Origin of the sequence: Pseudomonas sp. YH-1 (genome assembly GCF_051990045.1) — a bacterium.
Classification (GTDB): Bacteria; Pseudomonadota; Gammaproteobacteria; order Pseudomonadales; family Pseudomonadaceae; genus Pseudomonas; species Pseudomonas nicosulfuronedens.
Genome location: NZ_CP178184.1, coordinates 3,311,557 through 3,334,987, shown reverse-complemented (window position 1 = coordinate 3,334,987; position 23,431 = coordinate 3,311,557). Strand labels below are relative to the sequence as shown.

Here is a 23,431-nt window from a genome sequence, read left to right as displayed (position 1 = left end):
GCACCATGATCACCCCGCTTCCTCGTCCACTGGACAATGGCGACGGCCACAGCCTGTCCAGCCACTGGTACTACCCACCCGGAGAAGCTCGCGGAGCGGTGCTGATCGTCCCCGCCATGGGCGTCGAGCAGCGTTTCTACACGGCCTTCGCCAACTGGCTGGCCGAGCGCGGCTACCTGACCGTGACCTTCGACTACGTCGGCATGGGCAAGTCCCGTGCCGGCCACCTGCGTGACCTGGACGTCGACATCCTGGCCTGGGGCAACCACGATTGCAGTGCGATGCTCGACGCCGTGATCGAGGCCGCCGGCGACCTGCCGGTGTTCTGGATCGGTCACAGCCTCGGCGGGCAGATACTGCCCTTCGTACGCGGCACCGAGCGCATCCACCGCGCCTTCACCATCGCCACCGGCAGCGGCTACTGGCGCGAGAACACCAAAGGTCTGCGGCACAAGGCCTGGCTGCTCTGGTACCTGCTGGCGCCGACCATCACGCCAGTGCTGGGCTACTTCCCCGGCAAGCGCCTGGGCGTGGTCGGCGACCTGCCGCGCGGAGTGATCGAGCAATGGCGGCGCTGGTGCCTGAACCCCGAGTACTCGGTGGGCGCGGAAGGCGGCGCGGTGCGCGAGGCCTACTCCTCGGTAAGTACGCCCATCACCTCGATCTCCTTCACCGACGACGAGATGATGTCCGGGCGTAATACCGAATCACTGCACGGTTTCTACCGCGGCTCGCGAAAAACCCTGAAGCGCATTGCACCAGAAGACATCGGCGTGAAACGCATCGGCCACTTCGGCTTCTTCCGCAGCCAGTTCGCCGATTCGCTGTGGGCGGATTACCTGTTGCCGGACCTGGGCTGAAGCTCAAGCGACAATGAGCGCAGAAGGACACCCAGCGGCTAGCGGACCAGCTCTCCGCTGGAAGTCCTGATCTCGTCGATATGGAAACCCAACGACGATGCTCGTCCCTCCAGCCGATAAAGAGCAGTCGCCGGTAAGGCATCGAACTGCGCCGCGCGAACACAGAAGTAATCGAGCCAACCAGCACGCAGCGAGGGCCCCACGAGCCGGTAGTCGCAAGCTCGCCGACTATGGACGCGCTCTTTCGTCAAAACTGCTTCGACCTGCGCCGCACGCCCAACCCAACACGAATACAGATCAGCAGCCCCCCTTACCACTCCTAACCACACAACGACGTACAGAATCGGCGGAAGCGCCAGAATGGCCAACCACTTGCGCCAGAAGGAGTTCTTGTCTTTCAGGGGTACTCGACCCAGCGCCAGATTCACAATGAAGACAAGTAGCACGATGGCCGTGACAGCTGCGGCAATATAGGCACCAAAGGACTGCCAAACGGGGGCGGGCACAAAATCGGTAATTGCTCCGTAACCGAACATGCCCAGAGTGAAATACATGCAGAGCACCCAGGCCAACCGCTCTTTTGACGGGCTTTCGCTGCCGATAACCGCTGTCTTCCAGCTCATTCCGTGGCCTCCCTGCCCCAGAAGAATAAAGGAGCCCTTTGCAGGCTCCTCCGTGCACCATCTCAGTCCAGCGTGACCAGCACCCGGCCGACCAGCTTGCCGGCGAGGATCTGGTGAATGGCGGCCGGCAGGTCGTCGAGCTTGACCTCGCGCACTGCCGCTTCTAGGTTGTCGAGCTTCCATTGCAGGGACAGCTTGTCCCACATGGAAGCCTTGACCACCAGCGGCAGCTCCACCGAGTCCACGCCCAGCAGGTTCACGCCGCGCAGGATGAACGGCAGCACGGTGGCCTTGAAGGCGGCACCGGCGGTCAGGCCGCAGCAGGCGACGCTACCGCCGTACTGCAGCGACTTGACCACGTTGAACAGGATGTCACCGCCCACGGTGTCCACCGCACCGGCCCACTGCTCACGCAGCAGCGGCTTGTCGATGCCGTCGGAAACGGTAGCTCGATCCAGGATCTGTCGCGCGCCAAGGCGGTTCAGCAGCTCGGCCTGTTCCAGCTTGCCGGTGGCGGCGGCCACGGTGTAGCCCAGTTGCGCCAGCAGCATTACCGCGATGCTGCCCACGCCACCGGTGGCGCCAGTGACCAGGATCGGCCCGGCGGACGGCGTGACGCCGGCACGCTCCAGCTTGTCGACGCACAGTGCGGCGGTCAGGCCGGCGGTGCCGAGGATCATCGCTTCGCGCAGCGACAGGCCCTGTGGGCGCTTGATCAACCAGGCGGCGGGTACGCGGATGTACTGGCCGAAGCCACCCGGCGTGTTCATGCCCAGGTCGTAGCCGGTGACGATGACTTCATCGCCGGGGGCGAACTCACCCACCGAGGAGGACTCCACTACACCGGCGGCATCGATGCCGGGGGTGTGCGGATACTTGCGGGTGACGCCGCGGTTACCGCTGGCAGACAGCGCATCCTTGTAGTTGAGCGAGGAATACTTCACCCGTACCAGCACTTCACCCGCCGGCAGATCGGCAACCTGCCGCTCGGCCACCTGCAGGTCATACACGCCATGTGCGCTCTCCGTGACCCACAACGCCTTGAATGCACTCATCTCGACCCTCCTCTTTCGAATTCGCTAAAACGGGCGCTATCCCGGCGCCCGACACCCAATCTTTGCCAGAAGCATCATTGCCAGAAGCGGCTGCGGCCCAGACGGTCCCACCAGGTCACCAGCACGCGATCGATCACGCCACTGACACCGACGCCGAAGCGTTCCTGGATGGACTTCTTCTGCACGTAGCTGAGCTGGTAGACATCCGCCTCGCGGGCGCGTTCGGCCAGGTATTCGTCACTGGTCTTGAGTTCGTCGACCAGCTTCTTGCCCAGCGCCGCCTGGCCCAGCCAGACCTCGCCGGTGGCGATTTCGTCGATGGCCAGTTGCGGCCGGTAGTGGACGACGAAGCGCTTGAACAGTTCGTGGGTGGTTTCCAGGTCTTCCTGGAACTTCTCCCGGCCCTTCTCGGTGTTCTCGCCGAACACGGTCAGGGTGCGCTTGTACTCACCGGCGGTGAGCACCTCGAAATCGACGTCGTGCTTCTTCAGCAGGCGATGGATGTTGGGCAACTGCGCCACGACGCCAATGGACCCCAGGATGGCGAAGGGTGCGGAGAGAATGCGCTCGCCGATGCACGCCATCATGTAGCCGCCGCTGGCAGCGACCTTGTCCACGCAGACAGTCAGCGGCACGCCTGCCTGACGGATGCGCGCCAGCTGTGAAGCGGCAAGGCCATATCCATGAACCATGCCGCCGCCGCTCTCCAGGCGCAGCACCACTTCGTCGCGCGGCGTGGCGAGGGTCAGCAGCGCGGTGACTTCATGGCGCAGCTGCTCGGTGGCGGAGGCCTTAATATCGCCATCGAAGTCGAGCACGTAGACGCGGTTCTTTTCGCTGCCCTTCTTCTTTTTCGCTTCCTTCAGGCTTTTCGCCTCGGACTTGCGCAAGGCCTTGAGCTTGGCTTTCTCCAGCACGCTGTGCTGCAGGCGCTCGCGCAGCTCCTTGTAGAAGTCGTTGAGCTTGTGAACTTCAAGATGCCCGCTGCCGCCGCGGCGACCGCGGCCGCGCAACGCGGCGATCACCACCAGGACGATGACGATGGCCACCACCACGGTGAAGGTCTTGGCCAGGAAACCCGCGTAATCCGCTAGAAACTCCACTCACATCCCCTTTTACAATTCTGTTCGCGCACGCACGACAAGCGCAGTGAATCCCGCAAGCATACCCACGCCGCAGGCCCGCCACCAGCGCTGGCAAACCGCTGTATCAGTCCAGCGAATGCCATTCAAACAAGCGTATGTTTTTTCGTTGACAGCCCCAGGTGATCCTCATAACCTCGCCGGAACTTTCAGCCCTGCCGGGATACTGCGCGTGGGAAGCATCTACCTGATTCGACATGGCCAGGCTTCGTTCGGTGCCGATGACTACGATGTGCTCTCGGCCACCGGCGTACGCCAGGCGGAAATTCTTGGCGAACACCTGGCCAGCCTGGGCCTGCGCTTCGATCGCTGCGTTGCCGGCGACCTGCGCCGCCAGCGCCACACCGCCGAAGCGGTGATGGGTCGGCTGAACGAAGCCGGGATCGCCACGCCTGCCCTGGAAATCGACTCCGCCTTCAACGAATTCGAAGCCGACGCGGTGATCCGCGCGCACCTGCCGGACCTGCTCGAGATCGAGCCGCAGGCGCTGCACATCATGCGCAATGCCGCCGATCACCGCGCCGAGTTCCAGCGCCTGTTCTCCAACGTGATCGCCCGCTGGGTGTCCGGCGACCATGACAAGGATGGCCTGGTCAGCTGGGCCGAATTCCTCGACACCGTGCACGGCGGCCTCAAGCGCCTGCTGGAGTCGGCCAGCGGCAAGGACACAATCGGCGTCTTCACCTCCGGCGGCACCATCACCGCGGTACTCCAGCAGGTGACCGGCATTCCGGCGCTGAACGCCTTCGAGCTCAACTGGCAGATCGTCAACACCTCGCTCAACCGCCTGAAGTTCCGCGGCAGCGAAGTGGCCCTGGCTTCCTTCAACAGTCACGTGCATCTGGAACTGTTGAAGGCGCCGGAACTCATCACCTATCGTTGAGAACCGGCCCAATGCGACCTCGACGTCGCGCGAGAAAACCTAGAAAAGGAATAGAACCATGAGTGTTGCTGACATCGTTTCCACCATGCAGAGCAAGTTCAACGCCAGCGCGGCCGCCGGCCTGGATCTGGTGTTCCAGTTCAACATCGAAGACGGCGACAACCACTACCTGGTCGTCAAGGACGGCACCTGCCAAGTCGTGCAGGGCGACGCCGAGTCCCCCAACGTCACCCTGATCATGGACAGCGAAACCCTCAAGGGCATCACCAGCGGCGAAACCGACGGCATGCAGGCCTTCATGGCTGGCAAGCTGCGCGCCGAAGGCGACATGATGCTGGCAATGAAGCTGGGCGAACTGTTCCCGGTCTGAGCCCGAGGCAACCGCCCCGCGCGACGCAAAAAACCGGAGTCCATGGCTCCGGTTTTTTTATGCCCGCGCGCCGCTGCAAGGCCCGGATCAGGCAGCCTGATCGGGGCCCAACACGAATACCAATAAGGGCTTTGTGTGCTTGTGACGGACAGGGCCGGACATTAGATTAGCCAATGATCACCCGGCGTCATCATTGCTTTGCCTGATCCTGCCACGACCCACCGGGCAAGAAACAGGCGCCGGCCTGCGCGCACCTCGCACCGAGCCCCAGGCTTCGCGGGGAGATCAGTACGAGCCAGTACAAGACGAGCTCCTAGATAAAAAGGGACCAGCATGTCGTTGACCGACCAGACCATCCGCTCCCGCGAAGGCGAAGAACTCGATGCCGCCGTGATCGACGGCTACCTCAAGGACCACATCCCCGGCCTGCAGGGTCAGCCGCGCATCAGCCAGTTCCCCGGCGGTGCCTCGAACCTGACTTACCTGATCCAGTACGACAACCAGGAGCTGGTCCTGCGCCGCCCGCCGTTCGGCAAGAAGGCCAAGTCGGCCCACGACATGGGGCGCGAGTTCCGCATCCTGAACCAGCTCAAGGACGGCTTCCCCTACTGCCCCAAGGCGTACGCCTACTGCACCGACGAATCGGTGATCGGCGCCGAGTTCTACGTCATGGAGCGGGTCAACGGCATCATCCTGCGCAGCGACCTGCCCAAGGAACTGAACCTCGACGCCGAGAAGACCACCGCCCTGTGCAAGAGCTTCATCGACAAATTCGTCGACCTGCACAACGTCGACTACAACGCCTGCGGCCTGGGCGACCTGGGCAAGCCCGAGGGCTACGTGCAGCGCCAGATCGGCGGCTGGATCGATCGCTACGAGAAGTCCCTGACCCCCGACGCACCGGCCTGGGAGCAGGTGAAGGTGTGGCTGCGCGAGAAGATGCCGGCCGATCATCACAAGCCGGGCATCGTCCACAACGACTACCGCTTCGACAACGTCATCCTCGACCCGAACAACCCGATGCAGATCATCGGCGTGCTCGACTGGGAGATGACCACCATCGGCGACCCGCTGATGGACCTGGGCAACACCCTCGCCTACTGGATCGAAGCGGGTGATCCGCAGCCGATGCAGATGCTGCGCCGCCAGCCCAGCCATGAGCCGGGCATGCTGACCCGCCAGCAGTTCGCCGACTACTACGCCGAGCGCGCCGGCATCCAGATCGACAACCTGGATTACTACTACACCTACGGCCTGTTCCGCCTGGCCGGCATCATGCAGCAGATCTACTACCGCTTCTTCCACGGCCAGACCCAGGACAAGCGCTTCGCCACCTTCATCCACGCCAACAAGCTGCTGGAACAGGTGAGCCTGCAAGTCATCGGCAAGTCCCGCCTGTAAAGGCGCCCCAGAACAAGGAGAACCCCCATGTCCAAGACCCAACTGTTCGACCTCGAAGGCAAGATCGCCTTCGTCTCCGGCGCCAGCCGTGGCATCGGCGAGGCCATCGCCAAGCTGCTGGCCCAACAGGGCGCCCACGTGATCGTCTCCAGCCGCAAGATCGACGGCTGCCAGGCCGTGGCTGACGAAATCGTCGCCGCCGGCGGCAAGGCCACCGCGATTGCCTGCCACATCGGCGAGATGGAGCAGATCCAGGCCGTCTTCGCACAGATCCGCGAGCAGTTCGGCCGCCTGGACATCCTGGTCAACAACGCTGCCACCAACCCGCAGTTCTGCAACGTACTGGACACCGACCTGTCGGCCTTCCAGAAGACCGTCGACGTGAACATCCGCGGCTACTACTTCATGTCCATCGAAGGCGGCAAGCTGATGAAGGCCAACGGCGGCGGCAGCATCATCAACGTCGCCTCGGTGAACGGCGTCACTCCCGGCGAGTTCCAGGGCATCTACTCGGTGACCAAGGCCGCGGTGATCAGCATGACCAAGGTCTTCGCCAAGGAGTGCGCGCAGTTCAACATTCGCTGCAACGCCCTGCTGCCGGGCCTGACCGACACCAAGTTCGCCTCGGCGCTGGTGAGCAACGACGCCATCCGCAACGTTGCCCTGCAGCGCATCCCGCTCAAGCGCGTGGCCGACCCGAGCGAAATGGCCGGCGCCGTGCTGTACCTCGCCAGCGATGCCTCCAGCTACACCACCGGCGTCACGCTGAACGTGGACGGCGGCTTCCTCGCCTGAGCCTGATCGAGGAAACGAAAAAGGGAGCCGATTGGCTCCCTTTTTTCATTTCCGAACGAGCGGCTCTTTGTAGGAGCGAGCTTGCTCGCTCCTACAGAAAAGCAGTCACTGCCAGTCTTTCAGCGCCTGATTCGCCGCCGCGTTCATTGGCTCGGCGGTCAACCCACCGGCCCCGTAGCGCACTGCGAAAACGGCCTGGTCGGCCAACGGCAGGTAGTTCACCCGGCCTGCCTTGGGCACGAAGGTCAGCAGGTCATGCTGGCCGTCGCGCAGCCAGCGCCACAGATCGAGCCCCAGCACGTCGTCCGCCAGCGCCACCTTGCGCCCCAGGCTCTGCTGCTCCACGGCCAGGAAGCGGCCGCTGAGGTCCTGCAGGCGGTAACCCGGCGCCAGGCCGATCAAGCGTGCCAGCCCTTTCCACTCCAGCACCCGCGCATCCAGCTGCCAGAGATCCCCAGCCAGTTCCACGCGGCGCTCCTCATCGCCCTGCAGCACGGTGACGTCATAGCGCTGCTCACCGACCTTGTGAAAGCTCAGCGTCGCCAGCGGACGCTCTGCCGGCAGCGGGTCGTAGCTGCGCAGATCCCAGGCCACCAGCGCCACCAACACGGCGACAGCCACGAACAGCATGCCCGCCGTACCCCGCAACCAGCCGAGGAACCAGTGACGGTCGAACAGAATGCGGGCGGCTACCACCAGGGCCAACAGCGCCAAGAAGGCAACGACCCAGGCCAGACCGTCGTACTGCATCGAATGATTTCCTTCCTTGTAGAAATGCCGGCATTATGCGCACCGCATCCCTGCGCGGCCAGCCAGACCGTCGCAGCTTTCGGGCCCGTTAACGTTTCCCGCGCACCATTCTTTACGAGAGAGTGGCGCCACGGGCCCCCGATCAAGGCCTGACCCATGCCCTTCGAACTCGTCGTAGACCCGACCACCCTCGTCATTCTCGCCGGCGTTGCCTTCCTCGCCGGCTTCATCGACGCCATCGCCGGTGGCGGCGGCCTGCTGACCATCCCTGCCCTGCTCACTGCTGGCGTCCCTCCGCACCTGGCGCTGGGCACAAACAAGCTGAGCTCGACCTTCGGCGCCGCCGTGGCCAGCTATACCTTCTACCGCCGCAAGCTGTTCCAGCCGCGCCAGTGGCGCAAGGGTCTGATCGCCACCGCCATCGGCGCAGCCCTGGGTGCCTGGGCTGCGCACCTGATGCCAGCGGAATGGCTGAACCGCATGCTGCCGGTGGTGGTGTTCGGTTGCGGCCTCTACCTGCTGTTCGGCAAGACACCCGAGGCGCCGCTGGACGCCAATCCGCGCATTGCCCAGCGCCGCCAGTGGCCACAGGGTCTGGGCCTGGGTTTCTACGACGGCGTGGCCGGGCCCGGCACTGGCGCCTTCTGGACTGTCAGCACCTTGCTGATGTACCCGCTCGACCTGGTCCGCGCCAGCGGCGTGGCGCGCAGCATGAACTTCGTCAGCAACATCGTCGCGCTGGCGGTGTTCATCGCCTCGGGTCAGGTGGTCTGGCTGCTGGGCCTGTGCATGGGCAGTTCGCTGATGGTCGGCGCCTATTTTGGCGCGCGCACGGCCATTGGCGGCGGTGCCAAGTTCATTCGTCCGGTATTCATTCTGGTGGTGCTCGCTCTGACCGTGCGCCTGGCCTGGCAGCACTGGTTCTCCGCCGCGGCCTGAGGCGGCCGTTGCGGCGCCTGGATTCAGGCGCCGCCGGGCAGGACAGGATCGGGACGACCGGCGCGGCGCGCCAGGTAGACCTCGATCAGGTAGCGGGCGATGGAGCGCTCGGCCGGCAGGCGCGGCAGCTCGTCGACGTGGAACCAGCGGGCATCCTCGATCTCGTCCGGCTGCATGACGATCTCGCCGCTGACGTACTCGGCGTGGTAGCCGAACATCAGCGAATGCGGGAACGGCCAGGGCTGGCTGCCCATGTAGCGGATATTGCCGATCTCCACGCCCACCTCTTCGCGCACTTCGCGCGCGACACAGTGCTCCACCGACTCGCCCGGCTCGACGAAGCCGGCCAGGGTGCTGTACATCCCCGGCACGAAGCGCGGCGAACGCGCCAGCAGCACTTCATCGCCACGGGTCACCAGCACGATCATGCTCGGCGACAGCAACGGGTAGCGCTGGATGCCACAGCTCTCGCAGTGCATGGCGCGGTCGCGAGGCAGGCGCTGGCTGGGCTGGCCGCAGCTGCCGCAGAAGCGGTTCTGCCGCCACCAGATACCGATCTGGCTGGCGAAGCCGAGCATGGCAAAGATGTCGTCCTCGGCCTGCATCATGAACTGGCGCAGGCCGATCCAGCTGGCGCCCTCCAATGGATCAGTGCGGTCGACTTCCAGCAGGTACACCGGCTCGCCGTCGAACTGGCCGACGGCATGCTCGGACAGCACCGAGAGGTCCTGGCGCTTGAGCCAGTCACGGGGGAACAGCACGCCGTTGCTGTCGGCGAGGAACTGCTGCTGGCAGTGGGCGAGCGCCCAGCCGCCGTTCGCCGCGACCTCGAACATCGAGGACTCCCAGCGCCCGGTACGCATCAGGCTGCCACCGTCAGGCCCAGGGCCTTGACGCTCTCGCTGGCGACGTCCAGGACGTCGGGTTGGCCTTCAGGCCGCATCATGGCTCCACCCTCCAGGTAGTACTCCAGGCCGGTCAGTGCATCCGCCAGGGTCTCCAGCATCTGCTCGGACGGCATCTGGGTCGTCTCGATCATCTGCCCCTGAATGTAATCGGCACAGGCGCCCACGAGCAATGCCGCGCGCTCCTGACCGAGGAACCACAAGCCACCACGCACCGCTTGCAGGCTGACCGGGACGTTGGCCAGGTGCAGTTTGTCGCCATTGGATTCCAGGTACGCGGTAATCGCGCGCTTGGCCAGCGCCAGGCCCGCCTGGGCCTCGTCGATCACCACGATGCGCGCCTCGGCGAGCTGGTGCACAGCGAAGGAGTCGTCCTCCCCCATCGGCGTCGGACGCGTGCTCATGCGCTCGCCCCGCTCCAGGTTGCCGACCATGCTCTCGACATACAGCAACGCATCGGCCAGGGAGTTCAGCGCAGCAGGGTCGTCCACCGTTCCCCTGGAGACCCAGCCGGCGACCACGCCATGCTGGTGCTGCAGCGAAGTGGCGGCAGAGTTCAGGCCAACCATGCCCAGGGTCTTGGCCAGCTTGCCCAGCTGGGCGTGCAGAATGCCCAGCGCATCGGCCTGGGAGACGCCGCGCTCGATCAGGTCGAGCTGGTCCTTCACGGCGGTGAGTTCCTCGCGGATTGCCACCGATAGCGAGCGCATCACCGATTGGCCAGGGCCGGACAGGCGCTGCGACTCGTCCTCGAGCAGGTGATCGGTAAACGGCAGCGGCGCCAGGCCGAACACCTGGCGCAGCTCGGTGGCGCGCACACCGCTGGTATCAGCCAGCGTGGTGAGATACAGGAGCTCCTTGAGCAATTGCCGCGGCGCTTCGTACTGCGGGTTGACGATCAGTTGCTTGAGCTCGCGGTCCAGACGCGAAAACACCAGCTTGCGCGTCTTGCGCGGCAGCATCTGCGCGTCCACCAGCGACTCCAGCGCGCCTGCACCGACCCAGCACAGGCGAGTGCGCGCGGCACTGCCCAGCAATACGTCGAGCTTGCCCAGCGCACGGCCCATGAGCTTGAGGCTGGGATAGAGATTCTGTTCCCGGATCAAACCCACCAGGCCGACCTGGTACATCTGCCGCAGGCGGCGGACTTCGCGAGCCGGGTCGTCCACCTGTGGCGCGGTGACGGCGCGCAGCGGGCGCGGCAGGTCCAGACGCGCGCTGAAGAAGAAGCTCTCGGGCAGCGCGGGCTGGCCAGCGGCCTGGCGCACGTCGTTGATCGCCGGCAGCAGAAGCTCGGGGATTTCCTGGCGGTGTGCCTCGAGGTTTTCCAGGTAGCGGCGCAGCACGTAGAGCGCGTTGCCGAGCGCGGCCAGCTGGCCGTCGCGGTCTTCACTGACCCCGGTCGGAATGTCGGTGGCCAGGTCCAGCGCTTCCTGCGCCAGCAATTCAGCGCCGGCCAGCTCGATGAGATTGAGCGTGCCGCGGATCTGGCTCAGGCAATCAACGGAATGTTGCAGCAGGCTGCCGTTCTGGCGCTCGGCGATGAAGTGCTCGAGATTCTGCTCGGCCTCCTCCATCGTGGCAAACAGCTCGTCGCGGACCAGACTGAGGGACGTGGCTCCAGTAACCATCGGCCTAGTGCGCCTCCTGCGCGCAAGAAGAGTGAACGGACATCAATCGGCGAACTCGGGGGTCTTCTTGCTCATGTGCGCCATCATGGCGGCCTGCAGGTCAGCGGACTGCAGCATGGCGGCGTTCCAGGTGGCGATGTATTCCAGGCCGTCCTCAACACGGTGGTCGCGGGCATAGCCGATCATTTCCTTGGTGCCGCGAATGGCGATTGGCGACTTGGCAGCGATCTGCCGGGCCAGTTCCATCACCCCATCGAACAGCGCGGCATGGTCGGCGTAGACGCTGTTGACCAGGCCAATGCGCTGGGCCTCCTCGGCATTGACGTTACGCCCGGTGTAGGCCAGCTCACGCATGATGCCATCGCCAATCAGGCGCGGCAGGCGTTGCAGGGTGCCGACATCGGCCGCCATGCCCATGTCGATTTCCTTGATGGAGAACTGCGCATCCGCGCTGCAGTAACGCATGTCGCAAGCGGAGATCAGGTCGATGCCGCCGCCGATGCAGTAACCCTGGATCGCCGCAAGCACTGGCTTGCTGCAGCGGTCCACGGCGTTGAAGGAGCCCTGCAGTTGCAGGATGGTCTTGCGCAGCGCGCGGGCGTTGCGACCTACGTCCTTGCCCAGGTGGCTGGCGGCCTGGGCCAGCAGGGCGAGGTCGATGCCGGCGGAGAAGTGCTTGCCGGCGCCACTGAGGACGACGACACGGACTTCATCCGTTTCATCGGCCCACTGGAAGATATCGATGATTTCCTTCCAGAAATCAGCGTTCATGGCGTTGAGCTTTTCCGGACGGTTGATCTGCACATGGGCGATCTTGTCCGCCAGTTCAACGCGGAAGGCTTTGTATTCGGTCACGGGAGATGTCCTCGGGAATGCCCTGCTTCTCGTCTGGGTGCGGCGCGCTGCCGCTGGAGCCCGGGCCAACAGTTCTTATGGGTGCCGCATACAGATTTTTGGCATCGCGCCACTATAACAAGGCAAGACCAAAAGTCGATGCCATGGTCTGTGACACAGGCCACGGCATCAGGCGTGAATCCGCTCGCAATACGCTCACCAACTGCTTGATCTGGCAGGAAGGTGGCCGCCGCGACAATCAGTCGCCAGCGGCCATCGGCAGCCCTTGTGCACGGTTGCGGTACTGGCGCCAGGTGTACATCGGGATACCCGCCATGAACACCAGGAAGCCCCAGAAGATCGCCTGCTCGCCGGTGCCATACAACGCCCACAGCGAATAGAGGAAGCCCAGGCAACCGATCGCCAGCACCTGCGGCCGCGAGCGTGGCGAGAAGGACTCCGGCTTGGTGGCCAGCAGTTGCAGCAGCGCGGCGGTGCAGAAGGCATAGGGCACGACGCCGGTCATGGTGCCGAGCAGGATGATGACGTTGAACACCTCCACCAACTCGCCGTGGCCGTCGACCATCACCAGCGCCGTCACCAGCAGCCCGGAGGACAGCAGGCCATTGGCCGGCGCGCCATTCTTGTTGAGCTTGCCCAGGGACTCGGGGAACAACCCGTCACGGGCCGGCGCCACCGGAATCTGTCCCTGCAGCAGCACCCAGCCATTGAGCGCGCCCAGGCAAGCGATCACCGCACCGCCGGCGACCAGGTAGTAGCCCCAGTTGCCCAGCAGGATGCGCGCGGCATCGGCGAACGGCGAGGTGGACTTGGCCAGCACTTCCGGCGGCATCAGGCCCTGCACGGCGGTGATCGACAGGATGTACACGGAAGCCGCTGCCAGGGTGCCGAACAGCGTGGCGCGGGGGATGGTCTTCTTCGGGTCCCGCACGTCGTCCGCCGGCACGGTGGCCGATTCCAGGCCGATGAACGACCACAGCGTCAGCGCCGCCGTGGTGGCGATCGCCTGGGCATAGCCCATGTTCGGCAGCTCGCTAGGCGCCGGGATAGTCAGGTAGTCGGGGTTGAAGTGGAACCAGCCGAGAATGCCCACCAGCAGCAAGGGGATCAGCTTGAGGGCCGTGAGGCAGTTCTGCACCACGGCGAAGGCGGTGATGCCACGCAGGTTGATCAGGGTGCACAACCAGATGGCGCCAATGGCCGTGGCGACCATCAGCAGCGGGTCGGCCAGGGCCGGAATGAACACCCGCAGATAGCCCACCAGCGTGACGGCGATGGCGGCGTTGCCGATCCAGGCGGCTTTCCAGTAGGTCCAGGCGCAGAGATAACCGGCAAAGCTGCCGAAACCGTCGCGGGTATAGGCGTAAGGTCCGCCGGCACCGGGATTGAGCCGCGCCAGCCGGGCGAAGGTGAAGGCCAGGATCACCGCCCCGGTGCTCGACACCAGCCAACCGAACAGGCTGAGCCCGCCAAACGCCGCCAGGCTCGACGGCAACAGGAACACCCCTGACCCGACCATGTTGCCGACCACCAGCGCAGTGCAGCTCCAGAACCCCATGCTGCCCTTTTTCGCTTCCGCCATCTGCGCTCCTTAGAAGCCCGCGATCCGTATTTTCGTTTTATCGCCCTGCCCCTGGAGAAGACGCAGAGCGGCGATCTGTCCTACAGGGTAGACAGCGCCGGGCAAAGGAGGAAACCGTTTTGCAGGACGACACTGCCCGTTTCGAGCGATTTCGCCCTGCACGGTCAATGCCGCTGCAGAAAAACCGTGGAATCAGGCAGATCCGACCTGACGCGCGCCGATGCCGTAGAGCTGCTCGAACAACAGTGACGGCATCGGCTTGGCAAACAGGTACCCCTGTCCTTCGGTGCAGCGCTCAGCGCGCAGGCGATCGCGCTGGGCAGTCGTTTCAATGCCCTCGGCGATGGTCTCCAGATCGAAGCTGCGCGCCATGTCGAGGATCGCGCGGATCACCGAGAGATCCTGCTGGGTCTCCAGCATGCCGTTGACGAAGGTGCGATCGATCTTGATGCGGCTCAGCGGGTAGGTCTTGAGCAGGCTGAGGGAGGCATAGCCGGTTCCGAAATCGTCGAAGGCGATGCCCACACCATAGGAACGCAGGCTCTGCAGGGTGCTGAGCACGCTGTCGTCGTGGTTGAGCACGATGTTCTCGGTGATCTCCAGCTCCAGCGCCTCCGCCGGCAGGCCATGCCGCTCCAACGCTTCGAGCACCTGGGTGACCAGGTTGCCCATGCGGAACTGCGCGCCGAACAGGTTCACCCCCATGCGCAAGTCGGGCGCACCGTTGCGGCGCCAGTAGGCAGCCTGGGCGCAGGCTTCATCGAGTATCCAGGCCCCGACGATGGCCGCCAGCGGTCCGCCCTCCAGCGATGGCAGGAAAGCCGCCGGTGACAGCAGGCCACGCTGCGGATGCTGCCAGCGAATCAACGCCTCGGCGCCGCGAAGCGAGCCATCGCGCAGGCTCACCTGCGGCTGGTAGAAGAGCAGGAACTCACCGTTGGCCACGGCTCGGTGCAGTTCCATGCCATAGAGGTGCCGCGCCGCCGCTTCCATCTTCAGTGCCGGAACGAACACGAAGGCGTGGCTGCGCCCGCTGATCTTCGCCTTGAACAGGGCCAGGTCGGCGTCGCCGACCAGCTCCAGCGCTTCCTGGGCATGCAGAGGCGCCAGCGCCACCCCGCAGCTGGCAGCTACCCGCACTTCGTGTGCCTCGATGACGATGGGCTCGGCGATACTGGCGATCACAGCCTGAGCCAGGCGCATGGCATGCTCCGGCGAGAGCAGATTGGGCTCGAGGATGGCGAATTCGTCGCCGCCGATCCGCGCGACCGTGGCCTCCGCCGTGGCCAGCCGGTCCAGTCGTTCGGCCACCTGCCGCAGGATGCCATCGCCCACCGCATGACCCAGGGAGTCATTGACGTCCTTGAAACCGTCCAGGTCGATCATCAGCACCGCCGCCGGCCGGGACTGCACCAGCACCTCCTCGGTGCGCCGGTAGAACTGACCGCGATTGGCCAGGCCGGTGAGCACGTCGACGCTGGCCAACTGGCGCAGCGCTTCCTCTTCCAGGTGGCGGGCGGTGAGATCCTTGAGCACCGCCTCGAACTTGAGCTTGCCCCGCTCCGACCAGCTGAACAGGGTCAGGCCGAGGGACAGTTCCGAGCCATCCTTGCGCAAGCCGGCGATTTCTCCCGGTACGGCCATGCCGTCCAGGGAGGTGGCATCGCTGGCCCCGCTGATCAGACTGCGGAAGGACTGGCGGCTGCGCTCGGGCAACAGCAGTTCAAAAGCCTGCCCACTGCCCTCGGCAAGCTCGTAGCCGAACAGGTTGGCGGCAGCCTCGTTCCAGGCGCCGATCTCACCCCAGCAATCGAACCACACGACCGGTGTCGGCGACGTACCGGCGTACTCCTCGAACAGCGGCCGAGTGCGCGCCGAGGCGACCTCGATACGCCGCAGCTCCAGGCGATCGGAAGCCATCCGCGCCAGCTCCTTCAAGCGCTCGCAGTCGTCGCTGGAAAAATCCTCGTGGGGCTGGCTATCGATGATGCACAACGCGCCCAGCGGCTGGCCCTCCACCGAGAGCAGGGGAACGCCGGCATAGAAGCGCACGCCATTGGGCGAGGTCACCAGGGGGTTGTCGTGGAAGCGCTCGTCGCGCCTGGCGTCGCCCACCACCATCACGCCGTCCTGGGCGATGGCATGGGCGCAGAAGGATACGTCGCGCCCCATGTCCACTTCGCCGATGCCGGTGGCGGCCGCGAAGAACACGTGGTCACTGCCGATCATGTTCACCGCAGCGACCGGCATGCCAAACATGCGCACGGCAATCTGCACCACCGGGTCCAGGCTCGGCAGCAGGTTTTCGTCGTCGAATCCATAGTCGGAGAGCGCGCTCAAACGCTCACTTTCGTTCGGCAACGTCACGGGACAGCGCATAGGGGAAACCTCCCTTTTTCCTCAAGTTCTCCCTTTACCGATGCGCACAAGGATAGTTCCAGTTTTCATACAAGGTTGTATGTCACTTCTGTCAGGAGCCGGACGGTCACCTGCAGCACTCCACGGTATAGCGCCGCTCACCGTCTACCTCGCGCACTTGCAGACCATGGACGTCCGAGTCGAAACCTGGGAAGTTGCGCTCGAAACTCTGGGCGAAGGCCAGGTAATCCAGTATGGAGCGGGTGGATTCGGTGAACCGCTCACCTGGCATGATCAGCGGAATTCCTGGCGGATATGGCACCAGCATCACCGCCGCGATACGCCCTTCCAACCGATCGATAGGCACCGCCTCCACCTCGCCGCGCACCAGCTGCGCGTAGGCATCCGCCGGGCGCATGGCGATTTCCGGCAGCACCGTGTACATGCGCTTCATCGCCTTGGCCGTGGCGTGGTCGCGGTAGCAGCGATGCAACTCGTCGCACAGGTCGCGCAGGCCCATGCCCGCGTATCGCGCGCCGCCTGCCTGTGCGACGCTGGGCAGTGCGTCCGCCAGCGGCTGGTTGGCATCGTAGCTGCGCTTGAACTCCAGCAACTCGGTGACCAGGGTGCTCCATTTGCCCTTCGTCACGCCCATGGAGAACAGGACAAGGAAGGAGTACAGCCCGGTCTTCTCCACCACCAGCCCGCGTTCCCAGAGGAAGCGGCTGACCACTGCGGCGGGGATCCCGCGGGAGTCCAGACGCCCGCCGGCGGTGAGGCCCGGCGTGGCCAGGGTCACCTTGATCGGGTCGAGCAGCACGTAGTCTTCCACCGCGTCACCGAAGCCATGCCAGTCGGCGTTGGGCTCCAGCACCCAGTCGCGGGTCTTCACCTCATCGGTGCCCTCGACGCCCGGCGGCTGCCAGACGCAGAACCACCAATCATCCTCGGCGAGGTTCTGCTGCACGTTGGCCAGGGCACGGCGGAAGCTCAGGGCTTCGTCGAAGGTTTCCTGGATCAGCGAGCGCCCCGCCGGGCCTTCCATCATCGCCGAGGCCACATCCAGCGAGGCAATGATGCCGTACTGCGGCGAAGTGGAGATGTGCATCATGAAGGCTTCGTTGAAGCGCGCCTGCTCGAAACGCCGCGCGCCGGCATCCTGCACGTGGATCATCGAGGCCTGGCTGAAAGCCGCGAGCATCTTGTGCGTGGAGTGGGTGGTGAATACCAGCGGGCCGCTGTCGTCGCGACTGGTGCCCATGCCGTAGCGTCCGGCGTAGAACTCATGGAAAGCCGCATAGGCATACCAGGCTTCGTCGAAATGCAGCACCTCGACGCTGTCGCCCAGGGCCTGCTTGATCAGCTGCGCGTTGTAGCAGAGGCCGTCGTAGGTAGAGTTGGTCACCACCGCCAGCCGCACCTTGGGCTCTCGGCCGCGCGCCAGCGGGCTGGCCTCGATCTTCGCGGCAATGGATTCGCGGCTGAATTCCGACAGCGGGATCGGCCCGATGATGCCCAGCTCGTTGCGCTCCGGTGTCAGGTACAGCGGGATGGCACCGGTCATGATGATCGAATGGAGGATCGACTTGTGACAGTTGCGATCCACCAGCACCAGGTCGTCGCGGCAGACCATGGAGTGCCAGACGATCTTGTTCGCCGTGGAGGTGCCGTTGATCACGAAGAAGGTATGGTCGGCGCCGAAATTACGCGCTGCGCGGGCCTCCGCCTCGGCCAGCGGGCCAGTGTGGTCGAGCAGCGAGCCCAGCTCGGGTACCGAGACGGAGAGGTCGGAACGCAGGGTGTTCTCCCCGAAGAACTGGTGGAAAGCCTGCCCCACCGGGCTCTTGCGATAGGCTACGCCGCCCCCGTGGCCCGGTGTGTGCCAGGAATAGTTGGACTGCGCGGTGTGCTCCACCAGCGCCCGAAAGAACGGCGGCAGCAGGCCTTCCAGGTACTTGCGCGCGGCGCGGCTGACCTGGCGCGCAAGGAACGGCACGGTGTCCTCGAACAGGTAGAGAATGCCGCGCAGCTGGTGCAGGTCGGCCATGGACTCGGCCGGTGCGTTCTCGATGGTCATCTGCTCGCCGAGGGCAAAGATCGGCAGTTGCGGCGCGCGCACCCGGGCCATGCGGATCAGCTCCACCACGTCCTGCAGCAGGCGCTGGTTCTCCCCCGCCCCCTCGGCGGCGACCAGGATGCAGGCGAGGCCATGGTGAGTCGAGGCGACGATGCGCCCCTCGGCGGAACTGGCAGTGGAAAGGATGCTGAAGCCGTCCTGCTCCAGCTCCCGTGCGATATCCCTCACCCGGTCGCCGGCCACGGTATCGGCCTTGATGTCGCGGTGAACGATGAGGATGGGGAATTTTAGATCTTTGTACATTGTGAACCCCTGAAAAGACGTACGACTGGCGTCGATCCTCTCCAGAGTATGGACTCACGGAATGTAGGGGAATGCACCCGGCTGACGGCTGTAATAAAACGTCGCGTGGCTGACAGGTGCGCTCACCTCGAGCGCCGGGCTCTGGCTACTGTTCGCCGAAATGAAAAAGGCCCCTGTTCAGGGGCCTTTTAGGGCAGCACGGAGGATCACTCCTTCGGCGCTTCCATCTGCGCCCACAGCGACGGGCCGCCAGCAGACTTCTCGATCACCGCCAGGCGCGCCACATGCGCTTCGATCTCTGCATCGGTGGCGCGGATCACACGGGTCAGCCCACGCTCCGCCGCCAGGCGACGGATCGCCGAAGCGGTAGCGCGGCCGCTGCCGTCACCTTCGGCACCGTTGCCAGCCAGCGACAGGCTGGTCTGGCCACCGGTCATCGCCAGGTAGACGTCGGCGAGAATCTCGGCATCGAGCAGTGCGCCGTGCAGGTCACGGCCAGAGTTGTCGACGCCGTAGCGCTTGCACAGGGCATCGAGGTTGTTGCGCTGGCCCGGATGGCGCTCGCGGGCCATCAGCAGGGTGTCGAGGATGCCGCAGTAGTCAGCGACGTCCGCGCGTTCGGTCTGCCCCAGCAGGGCGAATTCGTTGTTGATGAAGCCAACGTCGAACGCCGCGTTGTGGATGATCAGCTGGGCACCCTTGATGAACTCGAAGAAGTCATCCGCCACTTCGCGGAAGCGCGGCATGTCCTTGACGTATTCATTGGTGATGCCGTGGACCGCGATGGCGCCTTCGTCGATCTCGCGATCGGGCTGCAGGTAGACATGGAAGTGCCGGCCGGTCAGGCGGCGACCGTCGAGTTCGACGCAACCGATCTCGATGATCCGGTGGCCGTCGGTGACCGGCATACCGGTCGTTTCAGTATCGAGTACGACGCTGCGCATTCTGTGTGAAACCTTCTTGCGATTGATGCACCCGGACGGCTCCGGGCGACCTTGATCCTGATAACGGGACGCTTAGCGCGGCAGCTCGCTCACGCCACGGTTGGCAAGCATGTCGGCCCGCTCGTTGCCGGGGTGGCCGGTGTGGCCGCGCACCCAGCGCCATTCGACATTATGCCGGTTCACCTGCTCGTCCAGCGCCTGCCACAGGTCGGCATTCTTCACCGGCTGCTTGGCGGCGGTCTTCCAGCCACGCTTCTTCCAGTTGACCATCCACTCGGTGATGCCCTGCATGACGTACTGCGAGTCGGTGACGATGCGCACCTCGCAATGCCGCTTGAGCGCGGCCAGGGCCATGATGGCGGCCATCAGTTCCATGCGGTTGTTGGTGGTTTCGGCCTCGCCGCCCCACAGTTCGCGCTCGGCACCCTTGTAGAACAGCACGGCGCCCCAGCCACCCGGACCCGGGTTGCCCTTGCAGGCGCCGTCGGTGTAGATCTCGACTTTCTCTTCGCTCATTTGGCTCGCTTTCAGGACTCGGAATCGCGGCGGCTGACCTTGGCCACCGGCAGCGGCACCAGTTGGCCGCGCGGCTCGCGACGGGGCTGACGCAGGGGCCGCAGACCAACCACCAATTTGCGCGCCACCAATAGATAGAAGCCGGCGCCAGAGCCCTGCAGGACGGGGCCCCAGGTCTCCATGCGTGCCAGACGGCCCTGCCATTTCGCCGATGCAAGCGGCGGACGATAACACCCGAAGCGGCGTTTCTCCAGCGCGAAACCCAGCAGGTTGAGCCAGTCGCAGACCCGGTTCGGCGAGATGCAGCGGGCGCGGCGCAAGGCATCGCGGGCGAAGTAATGACGGATGCCCCAGGCGCTCCAGGGGTTCACCCCGACCACCAGCAGGTGCCCACCAGGGCGCACGCTGCGCGCGGCTTCGCGCAGAAGGCGGTGAGGCGACAGGCAGAAATCCAGGCCATGGTGCAGCAGCACCACGTCAGCAGCATGCTCGCCCAGCGGCCAGGCAGCCTCGTCGCAGGCGATCTCCACGCCGGGCAACGGTGGCCCGAGGCGGACGCCACGCTGGATATTGCCGACGCTCGCCGGCAACTGTGCATGCGGCCCGTAATGCACCAGGTAGCCGCCGAAGTAGCGCTCCAGCTCGTCGATCAGCAGTTGCTGTTCTTCGGCGAGCATCATTCCGCCGATCGGCCCGGACAGCCAATGGCGGGCCTGGTCGATCAGTTCGAGCCAGTCGGCATCGGCCTGGGCGAAGGGTTCTTCGATCATCACTACCCCCTGTGGGACAGCGCGACACAAAAGTGCGTATCCGCACTACTATGCGCCAATGCCCACCACTTGGCGACTTTCCACCCATGATACAGATAGATGCCCTGCCCGCCTTTTCCGACAACTACCTCTGGCTGTTGCAGGATGTGACCCGCCGCGAATGCGCGGTGGTCGACCCGGGTGACGCCGCGCCGGTCGAGCAATGGCTACAGGCCCATCCTGGCTGGAAGCTGACCGACATCATCATTACCCACCACCATGCCGACCATGTCGGCGGCGTCGTCCGTCTCAAGGCGGAAACCGGCGCCCGCGTGCTGGGCCCGGCCGGGGAAAAGATTCCAGGGCGCGACGTGGCGCTCGAAGACGGCGACCGTGTCGAAGTGCTCGGCCTGCCGTTCGAGGTCATCCATGTTCCGGGCCACACCCTCGGGCATATCGCCTATTTCCACTCAACAGACAGCCATGACGACGAAGAGCAACCCTTGCTGTTCTGCGGCGACACCCTGTTCGCCGCGGGTTGCGGTCGCCTGTTCGAAGGCACGCCGGCGCAGATGCATGCCTCGCTGAGCCGGCTGGCCGCCCTGCCCGAGCACACGGCCGTGTACTGCGCCCACGAATACACCCTGAGCAACCTGCGCTTCGCCTGTGCGGTTGAGCCGGAGAATCCCGAGGTCCTGGCGCGCTTCGAGGAAGTCAGTCGCTGGCGCGAACAAGGGAAGATCAGTCTTCCTTCTTCCATTGCTCTGGAGCGGGCGACGAATCCTTTCCTTCGCGTGTCGGAAACATCCGTTAAGAAAGTCGCCGACGAGCGGAGCGGCCAGCAAATCCGCACGCCGGAAGAGGTCTTTGCGACCATTCGCCGCTGGAAGGATCAGTTCTGAGGGCTGGCGAAATCTTGACCAGGGCAGGCTCGGTTTCTAGAATCGCCGAAATTTTTGCCCCGGACATAGTCATCAGCCAATGCCGCCCAAGACCAGAAAGACCTCCGATCTAGACGCATTGGCACGCGCCATCCGAGTCTCCATTGTCCTCCTCGCGGCGGGCCTGGCGGGTTGCCAGTCGACCCAGCAGACCGCCAGCGACAACCAGATTCGCAGTGCTTCCCGCGCCATTGACGTGCAGTTCAACCCGGCCTGGAACCAGGCCCAGAACGATATCTGGGAACGCATGCGTGGCGGCTTCCAGCTGCAGGACCAGCTCAATACCAACCCGCGTATCGAGCGTCAGCGCCTGTGGTTCATGAGCAACCAGTCGTTCCTGGAAAACGCCAGCGAGCGCGGTGCGCCGTACATGCACTACGTCGTCGAGCGCCTGGAAGAGCGCGACATGCCGCTGGAGCTGGCGCTGCTGCCAATGATCGAGAGCTCGTACAACCCGATGGCCGTGTCGCGCGCCCAGGCCGTTGGCCTGTGGCAGTTCATCCCGAGCACCGGCACGCACTTCAACCTGCGCCAGACCAACTTCTATGACGGCCGTCGCGACATCACCGCATCGACTAACGCCGCGCTGACCTACCTGAACCGTCTGCACGACATGTTCAACGGCGACTGGCTGCTCGCGCTGGCCGCCTACAACGCCGGCGAAGGTACCGTCAGCCGCGCGATCGAGCGCAACGAGCGCCTCGGCCTGCCCACCGACTACTGGAACCTGCCACTGCCGCAGGAAACCCAGGACTACGTGCCCAAGCTGCTGGCCCTGTCGCAACTGGTGAATGCCCCGACCATCTACGGTATCAACCTCAGTCCGATCGCCAACCAGCCCTACTTCACCTCGATCCGTGTCAAGCCGGGCCTGGATCTCTCCCAGGTCGCCGCTGCGGGGGACCTGGACCAGGACGAACTGCAACAGCTCAACCCCGCCTTCAAGCGCGGTGTGACCCTGGATGGCCCGCATCACCTGCTGGTGCCGCTGGCCAAGGCCGACTCCCTCAAGGCTGGCGTCGCAAACCTGGAACCGGTACAGGTCAAGCCCCTGGTGGCATCGAACACTGGCCGTTACCGCGTACGCAAAGGCGATAGCCTGCACAGCATCGCCCAGCGCTACCGTCTGAGCGTGGCCGAACTCAAGGCCGCCAACCGCCTGAGCGCCAACCGCCTGCGCAATGGCCAGACCCTGGTCATCCCCGGCCAGCCCGGCCGTCCGACCATCGAGCCGGAGAGCCCGCGCCAACTGGCTCAGGTGGAAAGCTCGAAGACCATCGCCAGCGCCCGCGTCGCTACTCGCAGCTACACCGTGAAGAATGGCGATACCCTGTGGAACATCGCCAAGAAGAACGGCGTCGAGGTGGCGGACCTCAAGCGCTGGAACGGCCTGGACAGCCATGGCGTCAAGCCCGGCCAGACCCTCAAGCTGCAGAGCGCCGCCGCGACGCAGCTGGCCTCCAGCAGCAAGAGCAAGTCCAAGCAGGACACTGCGACCTACTACAAGGTCAAGCAGGGCGACTCGATGTACCTGATCGCCAAGCGCTTCAACGTCGAGATGCAGCACATCAAGCGCTGGAACCCGCGCAGTGGCCAGGCCCTGAAGCCGGGCCAGACCATCACCCTGTACCTCGATACCGCCAGCCGCTGAGTTTCACCATGCGCCGGGGCGCACAGCCCCGGCTGCATGTCTTCTGGCAGCCAGGACAAGCTGCTACTGTACGACGCTAACCCCTTCAGCCAGCCGGGATC

21 protein-coding genes are annotated in these 23,431 nt (G+C 64.7%); 8 read left to right on the top strand and 13 right to left on the bottom strand.

Features of this window, described 5'->3' with window-relative positions:
- Window positions 1-5: 5 nt before the first annotated feature.
- Complete coding sequence (locus ACKI1H_RS15615) at window positions 6-860, top strand: alpha/beta hydrolase family protein (RefSeq protein ID WP_440468789.1); 855 nt, start codon at window positions 6-8, stop codon at window positions 858-860.
- Window positions 861-898: 38 nt separating this feature from the next.
- Here the strand turns inward: ACKI1H_RS15615 and ACKI1H_RS15610 are convergent, their stop codons facing one another.
- From ACKI1H_RS15610 to sohB, 3 genes are all read right to left on the bottom strand, one after another.
- Entirely contained in the window at window positions 899-1,483 is a 585-nt protein-coding gene (locus ACKI1H_RS15610) for a hypothetical protein (protein ID WP_440468788.1), read from the bottom strand.
- 62 nt (window positions 1,484-1,545) lie between these two features.
- On the bottom strand, window positions 1,546-2,538 hold the full coding sequence (locus ACKI1H_RS15605) for a YhdH/YhfP family quinone oxidoreductase (protein WP_440468787.1): 993 nt from the start codon (window positions 2,536-2,538) through the stop codon (window positions 1,546-1,548).
- A 74-nt stretch (window positions 2,539-2,612) separates the two neighbouring features.
- Window positions 2,613-3,641 (bottom strand): protease SohB, encoded by a 1,029-nt coding sequence (gene sohB, locus ACKI1H_RS15600; protein WP_440468786.1) that lies wholly within the window; start codon window positions 3,639-3,641, stop codon window positions 2,613-2,615.
- 211 nt (window positions 3,642-3,852) lie between these two features.
- Between sohB and ACKI1H_RS15595 the strand changes: the two genes are divergently transcribed.
- From ACKI1H_RS15595 to ACKI1H_RS15580, 4 genes are all read left to right on the top strand, one after another.
- Window positions 3,853-4,563: a histidine phosphatase family protein gene (locus tag ACKI1H_RS15595; protein WP_440468785.1), complete on the top strand. Its 711-nt coding sequence runs from the start codon at window positions 3,853-3,855 to the stop codon at window positions 4,561-4,563.
- Between the two features lie 58 nt (window positions 4,564-4,621).
- Window positions 4,622-4,933, top strand: coding sequence for an SCP2 sterol-binding domain-containing protein (locus tag ACKI1H_RS15590; protein ID WP_081516542.1), 312 nt, complete (start codon window positions 4,622-4,624; stop codon window positions 4,931-4,933).
- A 333-nt stretch (window positions 4,934-5,266) separates the two neighbouring features.
- A complete protein-coding gene (locus ACKI1H_RS15585; RefSeq protein ID WP_416746733.1) occupies window positions 5,267-6,334 on the top strand; it encodes a phosphotransferase family protein in 1,068 nt (355 codons plus the stop codon).
- Between the two features lie 27 nt (window positions 6,335-6,361).
- Window positions 6,362-7,129 (top strand): SDR family oxidoreductase, encoded by a 768-nt coding sequence (locus tag ACKI1H_RS15580; protein ID WP_045208354.1) that lies wholly within the window; start codon window positions 6,362-6,364, stop codon window positions 7,127-7,129.
- Window positions 7,130-7,234: 105 nt separating this feature from the next.
- On the opposite strand, the gene ACKI1H_RS15575 is transcribed toward ACKI1H_RS15580, so the two are convergent.
- Window positions 7,235-7,879 (bottom strand): hypothetical protein, encoded by a 645-nt coding sequence (locus tag ACKI1H_RS15575; RefSeq protein ID WP_138525524.1) that lies wholly within the window; start codon window positions 7,877-7,879, stop codon window positions 7,235-7,237.
- A 156-nt stretch (window positions 7,880-8,035) separates the two neighbouring features.
- On the opposite strand from ACKI1H_RS15575, the gene ACKI1H_RS15570 reads away from it, so the two are divergent.
- A complete protein-coding gene (locus tag ACKI1H_RS15570) occupies window positions 8,036-8,818 on the top strand; it encodes a TSUP family transporter (protein ID WP_440468784.1) in 783 nt (260 codons plus the stop codon).
- A gap of 23 nt (window positions 8,819-8,841) precedes the next feature.
- Here the strand turns inward: ACKI1H_RS15570 and nudC are convergent, their stop codons facing one another.
- The 9 genes from nudC to ACKI1H_RS15525 form a co-directional block, all read right to left on the bottom strand.
- A complete protein-coding gene (gene nudC / locus ACKI1H_RS15565; protein WP_440468783.1) occupies window positions 8,842-9,681 on the bottom strand; it encodes an NAD(+) diphosphatase in 840 nt (279 codons plus the stop codon).
- Window positions 9,681-11,354, bottom strand: a complete 1,674-nt coding sequence (locus ACKI1H_RS15560) for a ferrous iron transporter B (protein WP_138525521.1) — start codon at window positions 11,352-11,354, stop codon at window positions 9,681-9,683. The genes nudC and ACKI1H_RS15560 overlap by 1 nt, the downstream gene beginning before the upstream one ends.
- A gap of 42 nt (window positions 11,355-11,396) precedes the next feature.
- Entirely contained in the window at window positions 11,397-12,209 is an 813-nt protein-coding gene (locus tag ACKI1H_RS15555; protein WP_138525520.1) for a crotonase/enoyl-CoA hydratase family protein, read from the bottom strand.
- 238 nt (window positions 12,210-12,447) lie between these two features.
- Window positions 12,448-13,791 carry an amino acid permease gene (locus ACKI1H_RS15550; RefSeq protein WP_440468782.1) on the bottom strand — a complete coding sequence of 448 codons (1,344 nt, stop codon included), beginning with the start codon at window positions 13,789-13,791 and terminating at the stop codon, window positions 12,448-12,450.
- A gap of 192 nt (window positions 13,792-13,983) precedes the next feature.
- The gene (locus tag ACKI1H_RS15545) at window positions 13,984-16,131 is read right to left on the bottom strand and encodes a putative bifunctional diguanylate cyclase/phosphodiesterase (RefSeq protein ID WP_440468781.1); all 2,148 of its coding nucleotides are present in this window, start codon (window positions 16,129-16,131) and stop codon (window positions 13,984-13,986) included.
- 145 nt (window positions 16,132-16,276) lie between these two features.
- Complete coding sequence (locus ACKI1H_RS15540) at window positions 16,277-18,529, bottom strand: Orn/Lys/Arg decarboxylase N-terminal domain-containing protein (protein ID WP_138525517.1); 2,253 nt, start codon at window positions 18,527-18,529, stop codon at window positions 16,277-16,279.
- 206 nt (window positions 18,530-18,735) lie between these two features.
- A complete protein-coding gene (gene dnaQ, locus ACKI1H_RS15535) occupies window positions 18,736-19,473 on the bottom strand; it encodes a DNA polymerase III subunit epsilon (RefSeq protein WP_045208368.1) in 738 nt (245 codons plus the stop codon).
- A 72-nt stretch (window positions 19,474-19,545) separates the two neighbouring features.
- Entirely contained in the window at window positions 19,546-19,989 is a 444-nt protein-coding gene (rnhA, locus tag ACKI1H_RS15530; protein WP_045208371.1) for a ribonuclease HI, read from the bottom strand.
- Between the two features lie 11 nt (window positions 19,990-20,000).
- Window positions 20,001-20,756 carry a class I SAM-dependent methyltransferase gene (locus ACKI1H_RS15525; protein ID WP_026079125.1) on the bottom strand — a complete coding sequence of 252 codons (756 nt, stop codon included), beginning with the start codon at window positions 20,754-20,756 and terminating at the stop codon, window positions 20,001-20,003.
- A gap of 89 nt (window positions 20,757-20,845) precedes the next feature.
- On the opposite strand from ACKI1H_RS15525, the gene gloB reads away from it, so the two are divergent.
- Both gloB and ACKI1H_RS15515 read left to right on the top strand, forming a co-directional pair.
- Window positions 20,846-21,640, top strand: coding sequence for a hydroxyacylglutathione hydrolase (gloB, locus tag ACKI1H_RS15520; RefSeq protein ID WP_138525570.1), 795 nt, complete (start codon window positions 20,846-20,848; stop codon window positions 21,638-21,640).
- A gap of 79 nt (window positions 21,641-21,719) precedes the next feature.
- Complete coding sequence (locus ACKI1H_RS15515; RefSeq protein WP_440468780.1) at window positions 21,720-23,330, top strand: LysM peptidoglycan-binding domain-containing protein; 1,611 nt, start codon at window positions 21,720-21,722, stop codon at window positions 23,328-23,330.
- The last annotated feature ends 101 nt before the right edge of the window (window positions 23,331-23,431 follow it).

Excerpts from the sequence above, each read along its gene's own strand:
- ACKI1H_RS15615 (WP_440468789.1), top strand. The coding sequence starts at position 6 with ATGATCACCCCGCTTCCTCGTCCACTGGACAATGGCGACGGCCACAGC.
- rnhA (WP_045208371.1), bottom strand. The coding sequence starts at position 19,989 with ATGAGCGAAGAGAAAGTCGAGATCTACACCGACGGCGCCTGCAAGGGC.
- ACKI1H_RS15515 (WP_440468780.1), top strand. The coding sequence starts at position 21,720 with ATGCCGCCCAAGACCAGAAAGACCTCCGATCTAGACGCATTGGCACGC.
- ACKI1H_RS15550 (WP_440468782.1), bottom strand. The coding sequence starts at position 13,791 with ATGGCGGAAGCGAAAAAGGGCAGCATGGGGTTCTGGAGCTGCACTGCG.
- ACKI1H_RS15605 (WP_440468787.1), bottom strand. The coding sequence starts at position 2,538 with ATGAGTGCATTCAAGGCGTTGTGGGTCACGGAGAGCGCACATGGCGTG.
- gloB (WP_138525570.1), top strand. The coding sequence starts at position 20,846 with ATGATACAGATAGATGCCCTGCCCGCCTTTTCCGACAACTACCTCTGG.
- ACKI1H_RS15540 (WP_138525517.1), bottom strand. The coding sequence starts at position 18,529 with ATGTACAAAGATCTAAAATTCCCCATCCTCATCGTTCACCGCGACATC.
- nudC (WP_440468783.1), bottom strand. The coding sequence starts at position 9,681 with ATGCGTACCGGGCGCTGGGAGTCCTCGATGTTCGAGGTCGCGGCGAAC.
- ACKI1H_RS15610 (WP_440468788.1), bottom strand. The coding sequence starts at position 1,483 with ATGAGCTGGAAGACAGCGGTTATCGGCAGCGAAAGCCCGTCAAAAGAG.
- ACKI1H_RS15580 (WP_045208354.1), top strand. The coding sequence starts at position 6,362 with ATGTCCAAGACCCAACTGTTCGACCTCGAAGGCAAGATCGCCTTCGTC.
- ACKI1H_RS15590 (WP_081516542.1), top strand. The coding sequence starts at position 4,622 with ATGAGTGTTGCTGACATCGTTTCCACCATGCAGAGCAAGTTCAACGCC.
- ACKI1H_RS15560 (WP_138525521.1), bottom strand. The coding sequence starts at position 11,354 with ATGGTTACTGGAGCCACGTCCCTCAGTCTGGTCCGCGACGAGCTGTTT.
- ACKI1H_RS15570 (WP_440468784.1), top strand. The coding sequence starts at position 8,036 with ATGCCCTTCGAACTCGTCGTAGACCCGACCACCCTCGTCATTCTCGCC.
- dnaQ (WP_045208368.1), bottom strand. The coding sequence starts at position 19,473 with ATGCGCAGCGTCGTACTCGATACTGAAACGACCGGTATGCCGGTCACC.
- ACKI1H_RS15575 (WP_138525524.1), bottom strand. The coding sequence starts at position 7,879 with ATGCAGTACGACGGTCTGGCCTGGGTCGTTGCCTTCTTGGCGCTGTTG.
- ACKI1H_RS15585 (WP_416746733.1), top strand. The coding sequence starts at position 5,267 with ATGTCGTTGACCGACCAGACCATCCGCTCCCGCGAAGGCGAAGAACTC.